General features: G+C 35.9%; 22 protein-coding genes and 1 pseudogene. 3 read left to right on the top strand and 20 right to left on the bottom strand.

Translation table 11 applies throughout. The features are described 5' to 3' along the window. Positions 1–423: 423 nt before the first annotated feature. The 10 genes from FXW34_RS07230 to FXW34_RS07185 form a co-directional block, all read right to left on the bottom strand. Complete coding sequence (locus tag FXW34_RS07230) at positions 424–714, bottom strand: HepT-like ribonuclease domain-containing protein (RefSeq protein ID WP_246140924.1); 291 nt, start codon at positions 712–714, stop codon at positions 424–426. A gap of 45 nt (positions 715–759) precedes the next feature. After that, entirely contained in the window at positions 760–1,065 is a 306-nt protein-coding gene (gene mntA / locus FXW34_RS07225) for a type VII toxin-antitoxin system MntA family adenylyltransferase antitoxin (protein ID WP_187118867.1), read from the bottom strand. A 147-nt stretch (positions 1,066–1,212) separates the two neighbouring features. After that, positions 1,213–1,677, bottom strand: a complete 465-nt coding sequence (locus FXW34_RS07220) for a hypothetical protein (RefSeq protein WP_147533290.1) — start codon at positions 1,675–1,677, stop codon at positions 1,213–1,215. A gap of 250 nt (positions 1,678–1,927) precedes the next feature. Beyond that, entirely contained in the window at positions 1,928–2,317 is a 390-nt protein-coding gene (locus tag FXW34_RS07215) for a retropepsin-like aspartic protease (RefSeq protein ID WP_147533289.1), read from the bottom strand. Continuing rightward, entirely contained in the window at positions 2,314–2,562 is a 249-nt protein-coding gene (locus FXW34_RS07210; RefSeq protein ID WP_147533288.1) for a hypothetical protein, read from the bottom strand. The genes FXW34_RS07215 and FXW34_RS07210 overlap by 4 nt, the downstream gene beginning before the upstream one ends. Before the next feature lie 319 nt (positions 2,563–2,881). After that, positions 2,882–3,535, bottom strand: a complete 654-nt coding sequence (locus FXW34_RS07205; RefSeq protein WP_147533287.1) for a hypothetical protein — start codon at positions 3,533–3,535, stop codon at positions 2,882–2,884. Positions 3,536–4,090: 555 nt separating this feature from the next. Beyond that, a complete protein-coding gene (locus FXW34_RS07200) occupies positions 4,091–6,013 on the bottom strand; it encodes an ABC transporter permease (protein ID WP_246140911.1) in 1,923 nt (640 codons plus the stop codon). Next, on the bottom strand, positions 5,997–6,782 hold the full coding sequence (locus tag FXW34_RS07195) for an ABC transporter ATP-binding protein (RefSeq protein WP_147533285.1): 786 nt from the start codon (positions 6,780–6,782) through the stop codon (positions 5,997–5,999). Before FXW34_RS07195 ends, FXW34_RS07200 begins: the two co-directional genes overlap by 17 nt. Before the next feature lie 175 nt (positions 6,783–6,957). Beyond that, positions 6,958–7,992: a sensor histidine kinase gene (locus FXW34_RS07190; protein WP_147533284.1), complete on the bottom strand. Its 1,035-nt coding sequence runs from the start codon at positions 7,990–7,992 to the stop codon at positions 6,958–6,960. A gap of 36 nt (positions 7,993–8,028) precedes the next feature. Continuing rightward, positions 8,029–8,712, bottom strand: coding sequence for a response regulator transcription factor (locus tag FXW34_RS07185; protein WP_187118866.1), 684 nt, complete (start codon positions 8,710–8,712; stop codon positions 8,029–8,031). 145 nt (positions 8,713–8,857) lie between these two features. On the opposite strand from FXW34_RS07185, the pseudogene FXW34_RS23310 reads away from it, so the two are divergent. Further along, positions 8,858–9,060: pseudogene (locus FXW34_RS23310) on the top strand (helix-turn-helix domain-containing protein); the annotation flags it as partial. A 170-nt stretch (positions 9,061–9,230) separates the two neighbouring features. Here the strand turns inward: FXW34_RS23310 and FXW34_RS07175 are convergent. The 3 genes from FXW34_RS07175 to FXW34_RS07165 form a co-directional block, all read right to left on the bottom strand. Further along, positions 9,231–9,959 (bottom strand): Fic family protein, encoded by a 729-nt coding sequence (locus FXW34_RS07175; RefSeq protein WP_147533283.1) that lies wholly within the window; start codon positions 9,957–9,959, stop codon positions 9,231–9,233. A 521-nt stretch (positions 9,960–10,480) separates the two neighbouring features. Next, entirely contained in the window at positions 10,481–10,960 is a 480-nt protein-coding gene (locus tag FXW34_RS07170) for a hypothetical protein (RefSeq protein WP_147533282.1), read from the bottom strand. Positions 10,961–11,030: 70 nt separating this feature from the next. Beyond that, entirely contained in the window at positions 11,031–11,630 is a 600-nt protein-coding gene (locus FXW34_RS07165; RefSeq protein ID WP_147533281.1) for a TetR/AcrR family transcriptional regulator, read from the bottom strand. A 115-nt stretch (positions 11,631–11,745) separates the two neighbouring features. Here FXW34_RS07165 and FXW34_RS07160 point away from each other — a divergent pair, with 115 nt between their 5' ends. Further along, complete coding sequence (locus FXW34_RS07160; protein WP_147533280.1) at positions 11,746–11,964, top strand: hypothetical protein; 219 nt, start codon at positions 11,746–11,748, stop codon at positions 11,962–11,964. A 339-nt stretch (positions 11,965–12,303) separates the two neighbouring features. Here FXW34_RS07160 and FXW34_RS07155 read toward each other — a convergent pair whose 3' ends face one another. From FXW34_RS07155 to FXW34_RS07130, 6 genes are all read right to left on the bottom strand, one after another. Next, positions 12,304–12,966 (bottom strand): hypothetical protein, encoded by a 663-nt coding sequence (locus FXW34_RS07155; protein WP_147533279.1) that lies wholly within the window; start codon positions 12,964–12,966, stop codon positions 12,304–12,306. Positions 12,967–13,334: 368 nt separating this feature from the next. Then, positions 13,335–13,634: a hypothetical protein gene (locus tag FXW34_RS07150; protein WP_147533278.1), complete on the bottom strand. Its 300-nt coding sequence runs from the start codon at positions 13,632–13,634 to the stop codon at positions 13,335–13,337. 108 nt (positions 13,635–13,742) lie between these two features. Further along, entirely contained in the window at positions 13,743–14,078 is a 336-nt protein-coding gene (locus FXW34_RS07145) for a DUF3139 domain-containing protein (RefSeq protein ID WP_147533277.1), read from the bottom strand. Positions 14,079–14,428: 350 nt separating this feature from the next. After that, positions 14,429–14,911 (bottom strand): DUF4367 domain-containing protein, encoded by a 483-nt coding sequence (locus FXW34_RS07140; protein ID WP_147533276.1) that lies wholly within the window; start codon positions 14,909–14,911, stop codon positions 14,429–14,431. A 236-nt stretch (positions 14,912–15,147) separates the two neighbouring features. Then, positions 15,148–16,497, bottom strand: coding sequence for a YcxB family protein (locus FXW34_RS07135; protein WP_187118865.1), 1,350 nt, complete (start codon positions 16,495–16,497; stop codon positions 15,148–15,150). A gap of 655 nt (positions 16,498–17,152) precedes the next feature. Continuing rightward, complete coding sequence (locus tag FXW34_RS07130) at positions 17,153–17,599, bottom strand: hypothetical protein (RefSeq protein WP_147533274.1); 447 nt, start codon at positions 17,597–17,599, stop codon at positions 17,153–17,155. Between the two features lie 480 nt (positions 17,600–18,079). Here FXW34_RS07130 and FXW34_RS07125 point away from each other — a divergent pair, with 480 nt between their 5' ends. Beyond that, positions 18,080–18,298 (top strand): hypothetical protein, encoded by a 219-nt coding sequence (locus FXW34_RS07125; RefSeq protein WP_147533273.1) that lies wholly within the window; start codon positions 18,080–18,082, stop codon positions 18,296–18,298. A 205-nt stretch (positions 18,299–18,503) separates the two neighbouring features. Here FXW34_RS07125 and FXW34_RS07120 read toward each other — a convergent pair whose 3' ends face one another. Further along, a complete protein-coding gene (locus FXW34_RS07120) occupies positions 18,504–19,064 on the bottom strand; it encodes a hypothetical protein (RefSeq protein WP_147533272.1) in 561 nt (186 codons plus the stop codon). Between the last annotated feature and the right edge of the window lie 5 nt (positions 19,065–19,069).

The following is a 19,069-nucleotide window of genomic DNA, read 5'->3' as shown; positions in this document are numbered from 1 at the left end:
TATACTTCATATTGGTAAGAAATCTAAATTTCGTTCGATTTTTTTGTAAAAAATGGGCAATATATTCGACTAGTATCAGCATTACTACTAAAAGATGATAGCTAATACCGTTAATAGTTTATAGACTAATTTGAAATTTGAGTGAAAAACTAAAATTTTTGAACAAATCCATACTCGATTACCTGCCCCCCCTACAAAAGAAAAAGGGGCAATTCATATTGCAGAATTACTCCCTAAAATGAAAAATGAGCGCTATTCTTTTCTAGGAATGCGCCCGTTTGCGGAATAAGCCACATTGAATAAAATTCAAACAACGGTGAGGAGATTTTTACAATACAGTGCCCTTTAAAAAATAACAAACTTCAACATTACTTTCCCAATTTGCTCCCAAATCGCCAAATAAAAAATCCACAAAGACGTATCTTATGACATCTCTTTGTGGATTTCTGTTATTAGCTCTTGGACTTGTTGCTTTAGTGTAGGAATCTTATTTTGCACTACATCCCAAACAATTCGATAATTAATGGAAAAATAACCATGAATCATCATATCTCTCATGCCGGCCATCTTTCTCCATTCAACATGGGGCTTTTTTTCTCTAATTTCAGCAGAAATGTTTTTTGTTGCTTCACCTATAACTAAAATTTTTTTTATTACAGCGTCTGAAACTAAGTCATTGTCAACAAAATCTTCAAATGAATATTTTTCGTAAATTTTTCGATTTTTACAGCTGCTTCAAAAATATCTTCTAAAAAGACTCTAGGCTCCCTCAGCATACTTGGCACTCCTTAGGATACTTTGCTTTAAGGCAGGCTTAATATCTTCGATTATAACTAAATCTACAGGCGTTTGAAAAAGATCTTCTAGATCGAACTTTAGTTCCATATAATTATCAAATGTCATTGAGTTTTCTACAAACTCTACTAACAAGTCAATGTCACTAGTATCCTTTTGTTCTCCCCGAGAGTAAGATCCGAAGAGAGCAATACGCTTAACACCGTATTTTTCTTTCCATGTTTTTAAGTTATTTGATAATACCTCAAGAATTTCTGTTTGCGATAACATTTGAATCACCGCCATACCTAAATATTAGTTATTCTCATTATAGCATTTATGAATTACTTTATTCGCCGTTTAATCAGATTCTCCTTTACGATTACTGTAATTGATTGATTTATTCTTCTATTACATTAACAAAAAAAGCACAACCCGCTATGGCCGTTCTATATGATAAGAATTGATTAATTTAAATTCCTTTTCAGATTTACCTGATTCAGGACAAAGTGAAAGTAAATTTGCGTTAACTGCATAAGTAAATGTATCCTTTGTTTTTATCTCTTTCTTGTCATTGATGATTAATTTATCATATTGCAAAGAGATTCTTATAAGATGGGTATACGTGCCGTCGTTTTCAGTAGGCTCAAACTGCTTTATCCAAACATGAATTCCTTCTGGTTTTAGCTCTCCCCAACTTATTGAGTCTGCATGATATTTATTATGATAATAACTGTCTAAGCTATGACGCATCCATACCCGCATTGTGTCATATATAAACATCTTTGTAGCTTGGTCCTTCACTTCATATTTCTCTCCTCCCACTGCTGTAGCTTTAGCAGCCGAAGTATTACCAGCAGTTAAGAACAATACCATGACTAACATTAGCAGTACTTTATTCACCGCAACCACTCCCATATTTTAATATGAATAGGGTTGCCTAAATGATATTTTTTATTGTACTAGCAATAGAAGTTAAATTTGTACTAGGGTGTTCATTCTCCTTTAACTTATTAGAGAACAAAAAAGGGCTGCTTTTAAAAGACTCATATTACGCAATTTTCGCGCCCGATTGCGGAGGATTGAGGATTATTAAAAATGGTAATTTAAGTGGCTTATATGCTTATGCAAAGCAGTATAGATATTTCTTTTTTTAAACAGAATTTGTATTTTTAACTAATTCGAATTTCTCTAAATCAATAATAAATTTACCATTCATTAAGATATCTAGTCCTATGAGACCGTTAATACCCCAATCATCTAAATTTCCAAAGTCAAGCTTAATATCGGATATTTCGTGTGAACCTAGCTTAATAAAATTAACTAGTTTTCGAAATGAATATTCTTCACCGCCAATTCCGTATGCACTAACTAGAGGGTCTCCATTTTCAAAGTAGATACCCAATTCCTCTACGATGTCGGATGAGATTAAAGTATGTGCTGCACCTGTATCAATAACAAGCTTATCTATTACTTTTGTTTTCCCTCTATATGAAATCGTCATTTCAACTTCGAGTAAACGATTCACTAATTCTAACTTCATAATCGTATACCTCTTAATCCAGTAGGATTTCTTACTTCAATAACAATCTTTTCTGAACCTGTATGATAAACAATGGTATTACCTTTTGATTTTAGTAATTCTTTTGTAGCTAATTTAGAATCTTCAATTAAATCAATTAATGCAACGTCCGTCACAATCTTTTTATCACCTTCTAGGTGAAAATCAAGGATAGCAAGTTTTACATATTGATTCGGGTATTGATCACGAACTTCTTCCCATTTCATTGTTTATCACTCCTTGTATCATTCCTTATAATTACATTAACACATTCAAGATACAACTGTAATAATTCCTTCCAATACTTACTTCCTTCTCATTACCACCACAAATTTATTGTTTTTTGTGTTCATATTCCATATTTATTAATAAGCAATAACATTTTGCTAATTAAAAATAAGCACATTCCCTGAGAAATGCGCCCGATTGCTGCTTTTTTAAAAAAGATATTTTCAGTAAATCCCTTTTAATCTATCTAGGAGATTGAACATTATTTAATCTCCTATTTAAATGAAACTCCTTTTTCAAAATAATGGATAATATCTACTATAAAGTCCGTGTGGTCTCCCCATCAATTAACTTAAAATGAACATTAGACGACCCACCACTTTCTATATGATCTTGAACATTTGATAAATTTAGTAATTCCCTCAAATGAATTGACTTTTTTTGATTGGCACCTATTGTAATAATATAAGGACCTGCTGTATTCATAAGAGATTCCATTCGTAATTGATCTTCTAAGAAAATAGAATCTAAAAATTCTAATTCAAAGGTCACTGCTTTATTGCTACGATTATGCAATATAAAATCGCATTCCCCATTCAATTGGTTTTTGCTCACATTCTCAAAATTGCAATTACCATTTCCATCATATGAAATTGCTTTAATTCCATTTGCTAACGTTTCCTGATACATCGTAATTAAGACATTGGGTAAGATTGCATATACTATTACAGCTATTACTATTGTTCGAATTTGATATTTCTTCATGCCAATGCCAAGTAAAATCATGGCGATGATAAACATAACAGAACCTATTAGTCCAAGCAAAATATATCCATCTTGATTATGGATTGGAAACGACATGAATGTAGAACGAGCATCTAACATTACATTGTTAGGAAAGGGGAAATATAAATACATACAAACCCCTAAAATTATAACTGCACTAATGAGTGCCACTTTATTTCTTATCATCTTACCCCTCCTCTCTTTATCGTATTTTGTTGCCCTTTATTAACTAGCATTTTCTTTCATTATATTTTCTTTAACAAACCTGACAGTTTAGGTGCAAACATTTACAATATACTCTATATTATAACAAAAATATCCAGTTCGCTTTTTTTGTGTTATTCAAGAATCTGACCCAAAACGTAAAAGGACGCTTATCCTTGCTATAGATAAGCGCCCGATGATTGAATAAGCTCTTTCTGCTATTTATTAGCATTCTATAACAGGCTATATAGTTGCTTATTGTAGAGGTTATTGAATCTTAAAATAAGATAATTAGAAAACTATACATTAGATACACAGGTACTACTAGTACAAACAAATGGAGATATCACCATCGGAACTAATGCCTCCACCAAATGGATTTGGTACACAGCGCTATTCAACGAGTGCGATTGTAAAAAAAAATCGATTCCCTGTACGATAAGGAATCGATTTTTTTAGGTTGGAAATATGCTTAGCGTACAAAATGTCCGAAATGTTGGTGGTACCCCATATAGCTTATCTCCCTTTAAGTGATGGTTATGACATAGCATTTTTTACAATGTTGCGGTAGTAACCTATGGTAAACAGAGCGAATACAAAATAGATAACCGTGTAAATCGCCATGGCGATAGATGCTGGAAACGTGGGGTCCGACCGGATCATAAATGAAGCAGCTTTGATAGCAAAGATCGAATGAAGCATACCGATCGATAGAGGGAGAAGGAACACGATTGCCTGCTTTCGTATAATGCCTTTCATGATCATATTCACGTCAAATCCGAGCTGTCGCAACGTCTTAAAGCTTTGCTTTTCCTGCTCGGCTTCAGTCATTTGCTTGAAGTACAAGATGCTTCCGGTTGAGATCAAAAAGACAAGTCCAAGGAAAGCTGCGATGAAAATGAGCAAGCCTGTCAGTTCCAGCACTTTTTTGTACTGCGCATAGAAATCATACTTTAATTGTTCGTCATTGTCGTATTTTGTGTATATAGATGAAGCTATCGCAAGCTCTTCCTTGTCCGGAACTTGATACGTATCAAAGCGAATTTTTTTATAATCAGGTCTACCGGCCATTTGTTCTGCGATTTTGTCCATCGTCGCTTCTGACACTAGCAGCTGACTGCCGGGAGCATTTAAATTCATGATGTTCCTTTCCATTAATGTGCTCAATGTATACATAACGATCTGTCCATGCTGCTCCAACTGTATTTCGGTTGGATATCGCTTCGACTGCTCATCTAAGTCCCCGGCAAGTGAGGCCCCCGCATCGTACAAAATGGCTTCACCATCTGGCGGCATGTTGAGGTCTGCGCCTGTTCGTTTAAGCTGTTCGGCTGGAAGCCATAACAAACTTTCTTTAAACTTATAGGATTCGTCATTGGGATCAAGGATGACGCCCTTCGTCAGAACCGCTTCAACGTCGTGGTGTTTCACATCGATGCCTTCATTCTCCAGCTCGCTCTGGAACGACAGCGCCTCCTGCTGCTCGTTTTCAAACATAAAATCATATGGGAGATCGCGGCGAGTCTCTTGCTCTACCGAGTAATAGAAGGAGTAAGCCATGGAAATCATCGTGATCGTCATCGCTGATAACAACGTAATCAAAGTAAGTGAGTTGGCATTTGCTTTCGTATGGTGCAACAGCGGAGCTATCGACAGACTGTTTGTTAAGCCTAGGTGTCCATCTTTACGTTTGCGGAACCAGTAAAAGCACCATCTGATCGTAACGTGAAACAATAAGTAAGTCCCTGTAACGATAGATCCGAGCATCAATAGTGCGTTGGGGAATAACTCTTTATCGACATGACCCGATAATTCATAGCCAAATCCAATCAGCGCGAGACCGAGCAAGGCGAAAATAGCAGATGCCACCGCTTTGGGCGGCATAGTGAGGTCATGCCGCTTGTCAGCTTGAAACAGATTCAGAAGGGTGCTGCGATAAACCGTCAGCATCATCTGAATGGAAGTGATGACGATGATGAGAAGATAGACCATCGCTGTTTTAAAAGCCGCTGTTACGGAAAAGCTGATGCCGACAATCCCTTCTAAGCCGAGCAGATTCAGCAAAATCAGGACGAACAGCCTTGAAACCAACGCGCCGCAAATGATCGCAGCAAGTAATGCACCTAAGCCAAGCAGTATATTCTCGATTATTAGATATCGGGCTACCCAGCCTTTGGAAAGACCAATCAGCTGATATAGTCCGATTTCTCGACTGCGCCGACGCAGGAAAATGCCGTTGGCCGAGACGGTAAAGATCCCAACGATCACAATCAGCATGACTCCCGCAATTTGAAAGAAGACAACGCTCGTATTTGTCATATTCTGAACAGCCTGATCGTGCTGTAGGGATGTGAAGACAAAATACAGGCTCATACTAAAGATCAGTGCAAAGAAGTACAAATAATAATGCTTCACATTTTTTCGCATGCTGCGAAGCACTAATTCAAAAACTGTCAACATGGTCGCCCCCCAGTACAGATTGCACGTCCATAATCTCATTAAAGAAGGCATGTCTTGATTTATCGCCGCGATACAGCTCGGAATAAATCTTCCCGTCTTTTAAAAACACAACACGGCTGCAGAAGCTTGAGGCTACCGGATCATGGGTCACCATGACAATGGTGACGCCTCGCTCCTGATTCACCTTCTCCATCACGTCCAGTAACGAGGAAGCGGATTTTGAATCCAGTGCACCGGTTGGTTCGTCCGCAAACACGATCGACGGCTGGTGTATCAAGGCGCGCCCAGCAGCTGTCCGTTGTTTTTGTCCTCCTGATATTTCATGCGGATATTTGTGTGACTGTGCTTTAATGTCCAGCATATCTGCGATGGCTGTGAACTCGCTTTCTGCCTTCCGCTTGCTTATTTTGCTAAGGGAGATGGGCAGCAGGATATTTTCCTTCACTGTCAACGTATCCAGTAGATTGTAATCCTGGAAGATGAATCCCAGCTTATTGCGCCGAAAGGCGGAAAGCTCGGCATTGCTCAGCTTGGAGATATCTGCGTCTTCGATTAAAACCGTTCCGTCCGTAGCATGATCAATCGTGGCTAAGATGTTAAGCAATGTCGTCTTGCCTGAACCGGAAGGGCCCATAATGCCGACAAATTCACTGCGGGTGACGCGTAAATCTATTCCTTTTAATACATGCTGTGTATTTCCTTTGGTGCCAAATGTTTTGTGGACATTTCGTGCTTGTAAAACGGTTTCTCCTACATTCAACTGATTCATAACGTACCTCCAAATCATAATTGTTGCTCGATGATAGCTTTATTTTACGGTTGGATTTTCCGCTTGTCGTACGTTTTACATGACAATCAGGCAAGACAATGTGACAATATTGTCAGGTTCATTATTTCACACCAAAAAACAGCCGGGAGCAATCCTGACTGCTTCATCGCTGATATTACTCGCCCGCCCCTCTTCGGACAGCTTCGAATGCGTTGGGATTGACAAAAATCATTCGCATCACCGTACCCTTCGTTTGACCGGGTTGCACTTTGAGTGTAATTCCTAATTTATCTGCAACGGTTTTCGCAAGATAGAGCCCCAGTCCGGTCGCTGTGTTTTGAATCCTACCGTTTTCGCCCGTAAAACCTTTGTCAAAGATACGCGGCAATTCGTGCGGCTGTATTCCCGGTCCTTCATCGATGACATCCAAAAAGACTTGGCCTGTCTCCGTTACATCCGTCACGATCATAAGTGCCGTATTCGCTGGATTATATTTCACGGCATTCGTCAACAGTTGCCGAAGGATGAAGCGGCACCATTTTTGGTCTGTAATGGCCTTTACATCCGTTCCTTCGATACTTACCGCCAGATTTTTTTCCATACACCATGGTGCCAATTCCCGCACTTCTTCTGCGGCAAGTCGCTGGATGGACGCCATTTCTAGAACATAGTCTGATTCGAGCGCGGGCAGACGTGTCATATGCAGTTGCCGATCGACCAACAAATACACCCGTAACCATTCCGCTGCAATTTTACGTATTTCGGGATCACTTGGCAGGGCTTCCAGGATTAGTTTCATGACGGTGAGAGGAGTCTTCACCTCATGGATCCATGAAGCCGTAAATTCATTCTCAATCAGTTGATTTTCTTTATAGTCAGAAAGCTTTCGTTTGAACTGAAGGGAGGACTTCCGTAAGATGTCGTTGGTCATCTGATCTAGGCCGTCCCCAGGTTCAGGAAGTGTCTCGACCCAGTCAAATGCCATGTCTTCCTGAAGAGCTGCCAACGCGGCAGCATATCTTGTCTCTCTTTTGAAGCGCCATAAAAAGAACAGGAGAAAGGACAGAATAAATGAGGCGTTAAAATAAAGGAGAGAATTAGATGTGACCTGGATGCCTTGATCAAGCAGGATCAGAGCATTGGCTAAGCCGAGCAAGCCGGCAAACAGTAAAATCCAGCTTTTCCTTGCATCAACGTAACGAATAAACATGGCACGGTTCCCTCTTTCAGTAAAAGTTCATAATTTCTATAAAGTGATGGCCATATAACCCAGCCCCTTTTTTGTCACAATAGCGTCTGCCAAATTAATTGACTCCAGCTTCTGCCGTAAACGGGTTATATTCGCCGTGAGGGTATTGTCGTTCACGAACTGCTCGTCCTCCCACAGCTTTCGTATCAAGTCATGGCGCGAGATAATGACATTGTTCGATCTCACGAGCGTGATCAGTATAAAAAATTCATTTTTTGTTAAATCCACTTCTTTCCCAGCGTTTCGAATTACACCCCGATTCAAATCAATCAAGGCGCCGTTCCATTCAAGAATATTCGATTGTTCTTCTCCATAGGCATATGTCCTCCGGAGTACCGCTTGAATTTTGGCATAAAGCACGTCTGTATGAAACGGCTTCTGGATGAAGTCATCCGCCCCCATATTAAGCGCCATGACTATATCCATTGGGTGATCGCGGGAGGAAAGGAAAACAATGGGTACTTTGGATATTGCGCGAATCTCGCGACACCAATGAAAACCGTCAAATTTCGGGAGTGTGACATCCATGATGACGAGCTGAGGCTGTTGTTCAAGAAATGAACGCATCACACCTTCAAAATCATCTGGTCTCGTTACCCGGAACGACCAAGCCTCTAGACCTTTCTTCAAAGCAGCAAACAAAGCATCATCATCTTCAACAACAAATATGTTTATCTCCATCGAGCTAGCCTCCTAGTGTCGCAAATTTGACTGTTCTAAATAAAATAATTTGAAATAACAAAGAATTACTACACATTAATATATCACAAACAGATTAATGATTCCCCTATGGTGGAGGCGGAACGATTCGAGGATTGAAGGGCCACTTCGAATGCGTCAGCGTGAAGGAATAGGACTTGCCAAAAAAGAGGGGAAATATCAGGGGCGGGTAAAAAATATCATTCAAAACATGAAGGCACTAACTATGCAGTGGAACTTTACATAGAGAGATGACTGTTAAAAAAATTTGTAAAAATCATAAATGTGTCAAGATCGGCTTTGTACAGAAAATTGGCAGAAAGGAAGTAAAGAAGTTAACCGTATTAAAAAGTAAATATTCCCCAACAAAAGGAGCAGCACTACTTCATCAGAAATGAGCATTAAATGAAAAAGACGCATTTCTTAGCGAAACGCGCCCGGTTGTGGAATAAGCCACATATCAGTTAAAATAATAAGCACCTCACTAAGAGGTGCTTAACCTAACAGATTGCACTGAGATATAGATCAAGAGAGTCTTCAACTTCTCGTTTTACTAGCGATATAAAGTCATGATAATCCTCTGTGATATGTGCTTTATCGAGAGCTTCATAATATTCTAAACGATTCTCTACTTTAATAATCACTGGCGGAAAACCATCTTTCATTAGTTCCAGATTAAGTAGAAGTCTTGAGGTTCGTCCATTTCCATCAATAAATGGGTGTATGCCAACAAAAATTGCATGTAGAACTGCACCTCGCTCAACAGGGTGAAGATGAATCCCTTCATGATGATACCAATTCATAAGATGTTCCATTTTCTCTTTTATGAGGAAGTATGTCGGAGGTACGTGCTTAGCACCAGCAATAAAAACTTGTTGATTCCGATATACTCCAGCATTTTCATCATCTATTCCTTTTAAAACTAAACGATGAATGTTTTTTATTTGCCATTCAGAAAAAGGCTCCTTCTTCTGAACTATTTCCTCAACATATCCAATGGCATCTCGATGGTTAATGACTTCTAAGTGCTCTCTTAGCGTTTTCCCTCCAACTGTTATTCCTTCCAATACAACTTTTGTCTCGTTTATTGTTAATGTATTTCCCTCTATTGCATTGGAATTGTAGGTCCATTCTAGAAATAACTTCTCTCGTAAGCTTTTTAACGTATAGGCCGGTAAGGGACGCAAAGCATCTAATTTTGCCTTCTTTTTATTAATAGTTTCAAACACGATGGTTCATTTCACCTCACTTTTATCAACTGTCAAATTCTTAATATCATTGTACCGTATTGTGGAAAAATCAAACAGATTATTACTTATTTTATTTCATTTCTAAAAAGTTTTAACTTAATAGCCCATAATTGTACAGTTTTTGCGCCCGTTTGTGGAAGATTGAAATGTAAAATAGATGCAAAGCTCCTGTTAATTTGGAAAACCCTATTACATCAACGGAAGCACCATTTACGAATACCCTCTTAATTGTAATAAACACAATATGAATTTAATTAGGTCTTTCCATTTCACTCATGAACAACCACGAACTAAGCACCAATACAATAATAATTACGTAAAATAGTACGGTTTTCAACTGCGGTTTACTCCCACTTTTCAAAACTTGAACGCCCAAAGGAGGAAGTGCTATGCAGAGCCCGGTTAATGAAATTATCGTTGTCATATTTGTTCCTTTTAGTACCCCTAATGCTAAGACAAACATCATTCCTAAAGCAAGTGACCGAAACCACCCAAAAACCTTAGACAGATATGCTCCTATAGCTAATACAATCCAGCCAAAAAGGATAGAAAAATTTAATGAACATACCGTAAAACTCGCCAACAAAATTTGCAGCGACTTCAACCTTTTCACTCTCTACAATTTGAAAAGCGAAGTGATCTACTCCCGAGTGGAACGCCCTTGCAAATAAACCAACGATTACTAATAAGCCACCCCAAAGACCTAGACGTGGCATTTTTCTGCTAATTAACTGTACAAGGATTAAAATAGCTGGAAATAATAAAATCATTCCAATTAAAAATAGACTATAGGATGTGAGCATTAAGGTTGGATGTGTATCATAAGCTGCTAGCTGATCAGGGAAAAAGAAATTAAATTGTATTCTAAGCAGTGCGGAAATAACTAATAAGACAGGAGCTATTATTAAAGAAAGGCCTCCTAACCATCTTCCTAGGAAAGATTCTATACTACTTTGTGATATACTTCTTTCATTGAACATAATATTTTCTCCTCCTAGCACAATACTTTGTTAATGGATAGAATAAGGATGATTCAAAGCCCGTTTTAAGTTATTGGCTTTTGTTGCATAGTGTTTCTAAATGATAACGGATTACTTCAGTCAATTTTTCTGGACAGTATACATCAGGTCTTAACAGAGCCTGAATGGACAATCCTTCAATTAATGCCGACAACCTATATTTTTCTAATTTTACATTTATAGAATTGGAAATAATCCCATGTGAAATTAATATTTCAATCATTGAATTCGCTAATTCAAAAGTACCGTTCGTCATTTCATCTTTTTTCTCAATTAAAGTTTCACTCGTCAATGAACGTAGTGCAAAGATCCACCAAACACTCGTTTCAATTTTCTTTTCCTCGTTAATAGGTACTAGTTCTAATAAAACTTCCTCTACTGCCAGCAATGGGTCTTCTGACCAATCTTTATTTAGAGAACGTTTTTTTCCTTCTTCTAAATAATAATTCATGATAAATAATAGCATTTCATCCTGTGTGGAAAAATAATGTCTTAAGGCACCTGTGGACATCCCTGCTTCAACTGCAACTCTTCGTATAGAAGCTTTCTCGAATCCCTCTTTCCTAATAATTTTCCAAGCAGCCTCAGCTATTAACTTTCTCTTTTCCTCATGATTCACAATCTTTGGCATATTAAATCCACTTCCCCTTTTTAATACAATGTGTTATTATTCTTTTTAATACAGTGTATTATTATAATTATATCACATTCCGACAATGAGAAAAAATCGTTAATGAGGTGTTATTATGAAAGAAATAATCAGTGGTCTTAGTTTATTGTTCCTTATCCAAGGAGTAGGAGGGTTAATTAACCATCTTACAAATGGGAGTAAAAGCTGGTTTTTAGTTAATTATTTTGATGCTTTTCAAGGAGTGGAAATCGTTATAAACATTTTATTTATTATTATTGGCGGAATCATAGGTTTATCCTCTCGTAATATAGTCTCTAGTAAAACCAATAATTAAACCATATCAAAATTTATTTTCCTCAGTCCTATTACTTTTCTTGCATTGTGAAATATTGTACAAAACCATTCCCCAAAACGTAAAATGAGCGCTTATCCTTGCTTTGGATACGCGCCCGTTTCTGGAATATTGTACAAAACGAAAAAATAAATATACTAACCCAGTTTTTCCACTCCATTTACTTCAGCAAATGTACCTCTGGGTATTCGATAAAATATTTTTTGCTTTTAGGACAGATTGGAGGAAGAATGGACTGCTGAAATTAACAGCCCTAGTTGTTGCATTTTCGCGCCATTTACTTTATTAGGCTAAAATTCAAGCATTGTTCCTAAATGAGCACTATTCTTCATCTTGAATAAAAACTTCTAACTCATCTACATTTTGTCCATCTACCTGGTGTGCAACTCCGTATAGTTCCCCTTTACCGTCTTTGTTAATCGCAATATCAAGGTCATAAAACAACTGTTTTAAAAAGTCACTTGCTTTGACGAGTCTTTCGCTTGGTGCTTTCCATTCGGCGTTTGCTTCACGTTTATCAGACCGATTCGGATCAATGTGCTCAGTACGTTTATCGTGTTCTTCTTGAATAATGCTGGAAAGTTGTTCAATATTGGCAAAATCCTTTTCTATCGAAATCCCCTTGACTTTTATTATTGCAAGATCTGATGGTATGGTAATGGCTTCGAGATAATAATGATAGTACTTATCAAATCCAGCTTGAATTAATTTCGAATCTTGGACAGGCTCTTCGTTAAATATAAGATTTTCAGAAGCAATCCAATCTTTTGCATTAGTAGGATAATCTGATTTTTCACCTTCAGGAATTTTAAGTTTAGTAATGTCCTTCCACGCTTTTTCATCCACAACCTTTTCATTATTAGTTGTTTTGTTACTTGATGTTAAGGTTTTCTCTTGTTCATTGTCATCTTTAATTAAATTGCATCCTGTTGCAAATCCTCCAAAAATGACAATTATGGCGATTATGAAAAGTATTTTTTTCATGTTAACGAAACCACCTTTATAAATTTTTCCAATTTAATCGTAACATAAAAAGGCAAACACGCCTTAAAGAGTATTTTAGAATTTGTGGAGATTTGACGTATGACTATTTCATTATTATTAGGTTCTCCAAACTAATAGATTCAACGAGATTTCTGTCTTCATTCCGCCATCTTCTTGTTGATTTATTGATAAATTTTTCTTTAACTAGGGAAGATACTACAAAAAATTGTTATTTCACCTTCTGACCAAACATGAAATGGCGCAATCATCTCTCGATAATTGCGCCCGATTGCTGAATATCTAAAATATTAACTCTATACTTACTCCACCGTTAGCTAAAATACCATTTAGTTACAATATTCTTTTAGTCAGTTTATTATTAATCCTAATATAATGGGTAATGTCAGCATAAAAATTGAACAACTCAATAAATTAATTGTTGCAGCTTTGGATAGCCTTTTACGTCCTTTCCCCTTATACCAACCTGAAAATTGGAACTTATTCCTATACAATACAAAGAGTGAAACATAGATTCCAAGTGCTCCAATCCACTGATACCTCTCAGTAACATCGTTTATTGTATAGATATTTTCTATTGCTAACCCTGCAAGTCCACCTAGAAGCAGAAATATAAAAACAATACGTATTAGCTCTAAAATTACTCTCATTGTCTCCCCCCAAACTGCTCTTCAACATAAAATCATATGATGGTCTTCTACTGACAGTCCAAGTTGTTGCATTTTCGTGCCTGATTTTGGAATTTCCATCATTATTTATTAATGGTTTTCTAAAGGAGGATACTTCATTCCCTCATCAATACCTGCAGTACCATTAATAAATACAAGCAATACAACTCCATTTTCTTTTCTCCAAAAATAAGAATATACAAGGCCTGGATCATCTTTTAATACAATGTCTATCTCATACCCACCCTGTTTATAATCCTTCATTATGTTTTTGCCAACAATATTATCTTTGGAAATCCCTTGTTTATCCATGTATTGTTGAACAGCCTTATCAGCCATGCTTCTTTGAACAGGATAGCAATTAATAAGGAAACCAATAATTACCAAAGAGATTATTGAAACTAGGATAATAATTTTCTTAGACATAATATAGCCCCCCCAATGTTACCTATTATCATATGAGTTAGCACAATTTTTTTTTTGGTGTTTTGTCGTTATATCGAGAATAGTTCCATCTTCTAATACTGGCAACGGATCTACCTCACAGAACTGTTTTACCTTTTTCCCATTTTTCGTTACGCCATAATAGTAGATAGAGTAATTTTACACCTTTCATTCATTTTTGTTTATTTAATTTATGAAAATTTTGGTAAAAACACACCTTTTCACCTTACTTGATAATTTCACCAAAATAGAAAGAGCACAATTCTTTAGAATTGTGCCCTTTCTTCAGTAAATAAGGTTGATAATTTTTTCATTCGCCTCATTAAATAAATTTATTTCATTGATCTTGCGATTTCCAACATTTTTCCTTTTGGAATAATTGAACTACTCATTTCTATGTGAGTACCATCTTCAACCCAATTAAGTATGCCTCCGGTAATGGTGTCTCCATATTTATCTATTTCATCACTATCTGCCCATCTTGAAAAATAGCCCCTGTTACCATTAACGTCAACCTTCTGAGCATTAGGAAAATCTCCATCTGATATTTGAGAACCCTTTCTTAAATGAATAGCAACCATCAATTTCCTATCTTTGTTATCCATATAATGCAGCATTACCCAAGGATCTAATTTGGTATCTAATGTCCAATCATCAGGAATTTTTTGTGGAGTCAAAACGGTAAAATCAACACTTTTCTTTATTTCTGGAATCGTAATGCTGTTGTGATTATACTTAATTTCTTTAGCTGAAATGATTATAGGGTTACTAACCAGAAGAAGTAGTACAATGATAAATCTAATATGATAACCCACTTTAGTCCCTCAATTCTAACGGAATTTTGATAGTAGTTTCTCCAAAAAGCACACCCTTATTTAACAATACGAAACTTAATTTCAAAATGAGCAGCACTACTTCATAAGAAATGAGCATTGAATGAAAATAGACGCATTTCTTAGCGAAACGCGCCCTTTAATGGAATAAAGACTTATCAATTTGCTTTTTTCGACTGAATATGGAAATGCGACCACCATATTTGGCAATCGTCCTGTTATGTATTATCTATTTGGTGTAAAATCACTATTTCCTTTTTCTTTTCCAAATCTTGTTGACCTACCCATTCAATGATGAAATAGACTTTCTCGATGTCTTTTAAAGTTGCTGGTTCTCCATATTTGTTTACCAATTTTGGCGAGGAATAATAGGGGGTTGTATGCTTGGCAATATTAAGTTCCCCTTCGGTGACAATTAAATCCTCTCCAAAATTCTTTGGCTTTTCAGGTGTCAGTTCAAATTCATATAACATATGATTTTCGAATAATTCTTCATCAAAATCTATATATGCTTTCACTTTAAAATAGTTTGCTAGATACTTGGTTTGTTCTTTCATAATAATTGGGACAGAGTGAGCCTGAAATTCCCATACGGTGGCTTCAATTTTATAATCAGTAATTTTCCATGTTTTGCTTTCACCGCCATAAACAAGACTTTTTGGCTCGGTTGGAATACCAAGTTTTTCGTTTAGTTGATTTTGTGCCCTATGAATAAGTTCGTATAATCGAGTGCGTTCCATATCTTTTTCTGTATCAAAGATTCCAATATCATAAATATGATATACCGCCTGTCTTGCATAATTAATTTCCTCTTGGCTGAGACTGTCTTTTATAGTTTTAAAAGCCTTCGGGTCATCTGTAAGTTCAAACAATGAATTGACCTCTTTTGACGCTTCATTGAGAGTAATTCCCCAATCTAGTTTTGAAAAGCCGATTGTCAATAAATATAGAAACAGTAGGATCGTTTTAGTCTTTAATGATATACTGAATTTCTTTTGTGCTTTCATTTTACTGGTCGATAAATGAACTGTATATCTTCTTAGTATATGACCAAGTTCTTCTTGGTCCGCTTCAGATAAAGAGGAATAGTTCTTTTTTATAATAAATGCTTTAATATCGGTTATATAAACGTAATAACGAAGGTCATCTTCACTAACTCTCACTATATTTTTCCATTTATATGTTTTCGTTGCATTTGACTGCTCTATTGTGATACCGGAATCATCTATAAACAATTTGCGCTCTCCAAAATAAGAAGACCACTCTAATTTTTTTATCATGATTTTTTCAGCAAGATAATTGGTTACTTGTTTAAGTAGGGGGAAGACAATAAAGAATATGATGCATGAATGAAAGACTAGAAAAAACCATTTGGAATACGTTGGAAATAATTCATCAAAGTAGACATCTGGAATAGTTCTAATTTTAAAGAAAAAGTATAGAAAAAAAGCTGCGGTAAAAACCCAAGGCATAAGCAAATTTATTATGTATATTCTAATGGAAGTCTTTTCAGCATCTCGACGGAAAGCTAGAGCATCGTCTGGTTCAATCCTATATTGAGCAATCATATTAAATTTACTCCCCATGTAATGAAGTATTATTTTTCAAAATAACAAAAAACTTAATACTGAATAGTTTCTGTTCGTTAAATAACAGTCTGTATTTCCCATTTTCACTAATAAATGAATTTAGTCTAACATCTAATTAGATTGATCAAATATTCTTAAACATTTGCTGAGACCAACCATCTTCACCAATAATCCAATATGCTTCTAAGAAGAAAAACTATACCATTATGAAGTCAAAGGTGACAGCAAATAAGATTAACCCAACACCAAAAAAAAATGAACCTTTTTTTCATTCCTTTGATCTTTCTAAAACAAAAAGAATGATACCGATTAAACCTATAAACATAGCACTTCTTATGAAATTAGACGCGTTACTTGAAAGAGATTAGGGAATTTTTGTAACATGCCTGATGCAAATCCCATAACAACCAATAAAAGTGGAATTCTTAATTTCCAATAAAACATTTTCTCACCAAACTTCTTTTTTTCTTAATTTTACCATTTACCTTTTGAACTTGGTTAAATTTTTCTTTTAACCTTTCTTTCACAAACCTGCCCTATACCTGGCTAATGGCGAAGAAAAATGGACTGCTCAAAAAACAGTCCAAGTTGTTGAATTTTCGCGCCCAATCGCGGAATTTACTACTTTATATTTTTATAGTGATACTCCTTCATTAAACTCCAGATCAAGATCTAATAAGATCTTGTCAGCCTGATGAAGCTTGTTAATGTCTTGCTCCGAAATAGCTTGCTGAATTAGCTGATTAGACTGATTTAGTCTATCTTTAATTAATTGTGCAGCATTTCGTTCCTCAGCAAGTTCAATAACTCCGTTCATATATATTTCGATATTTTCAATTCCTTTTATTTCCGAAAAACTTGAAGCGTGTTCAAGTGAATCATTCAGGATCATAGAAGTATTATGGATTCCATCTGAAATCGTTCCATTGTCTTTAAGATTTTCATCTAGTGCTGTGAAAACAACCACTTTATTGTTCTTAACGTTGTTAGATTCAAGTGCTTCGCTATTCTTTCCACCGGTTCCAAACCAAGCAGTCGCAATGACCACAGAAGCAAAACCAGTTACAAGTACTTTTTTCATTTTACATACCTCCGCATCATCATGGTAATAAATACTAATTAATATTTCAAGAGAAAGCTGGAAGTATTTTAGCTTTCACTACATAAAGTAGCACACTTCACAAGCAGTCGTCCTTTTTCCTTAATCATCCGTTGCTGATACTACAGTAGCAAATGGAAGTATTAATAAAAAGCATATACCAGAAAGCCATATCTCAATCCCCCTAAACCTTTATATAAGGATCTCTTTCTCATTAGCAGGTGTTGTTTTGTTAAATCATCCATATTGAAAATAAGCGCTGATCCCTACAGGATAGCGCCCGATTGTGGGAAATCTTAATATAAAAGAAAGAATATTTCTTTATTGTGCTAATACTTCCTTGATATTTTTGACGTTATGTTCTGTTAATGCATTTATTGAAAATTTTTTGTCCTTAAAGGGTTTGTTATATCAAATGGAGAAATACTTACTAATCTGTATATATCTTTAGGTGGGATTATTATGAAACAAGATTATAACACAAAAAAAATTCAGTCGAATTATAGAAAGCAACAACAAGATAAAGATTCGAAAAAAAATACTAAGGAGATAATTTTCACTGCTCTTATCCTTATCTTAATACTGCTTTTATTTCTTCTTTTAGACTATGATCCAGATCCGAATAAAGATGTTATCATTAAAGAGGTAGATATTAGTGAGGTAGAATTTAACGATAACTAGTGTCCATTAATCCCGATTAGTAGACATTTTTTGTTAATTCTTGTAATTTTTTTAATAGACTTGTACAAGTCCCATTGTGTTAAATAAGTTACCCCTGTTTTATGATCAGAAAAAAATGCCTTGCATCCAGTTGAAGCAAAGCACCCGTTTACGGAAGACAAAGGTGCTCATACTTATTTGTTTCTAGCCCCCTAGTGTTACTAAATCAACCTTCTTCTATATAAAGTAATTTTCCATCAGAAGAGTAAGCAGAAATCGTATTTACTGAATCATAACCCTTATCTGGCTCAGATAAAAGATACCAAAACCTTCTCCCATTATTTTCTACAATATTTGCCTCTCCATTCATATTGTCATATTCAACAATAATTTTATCAATCTCTGGGTCAATTATTTCGCCTAAAAAAACCGTTGAATAATAACTTTCTTTATTTAGAGAGATTTCCCCTTTATGCCAGGATGACTGACTTAAAGTAAAAGATGAAATATCTTCTATATCATATTGAAAAGATGAGTAACCTTGATAAACCCATCCATTCTTACTTTTAGAAAAGTTCATAACCCCACACCCATTTGGAGATTGAAAAAGGGAGAACGCTTCTTGAGTGCCTATTTCCTCCGTATAAAAAATATTTGCTGATGGGATATCACTTTCTAAAGATGCTTGTTCTATTGTTTTTTGTTCTGTTTTTATTTCGTCATCTACGTTGCTACAACCTGAAATGATTAAAATAAGTACGAATAATATCGAAAATAAGAATTTCATCAATA

This window comes from Bacillus marasmi, from assembly GCF_902168435.1.
Classification (GTDB): domain Bacteria; phylum Bacillota; class Bacilli; order Bacillales; family Cytobacillaceae; genus Bacillus_BU; species Bacillus_BU marasmi.
Note: the sequence above shows the minus strand (reverse complement) of the source record. Positions and strands in the feature narration are given on the sequence as shown.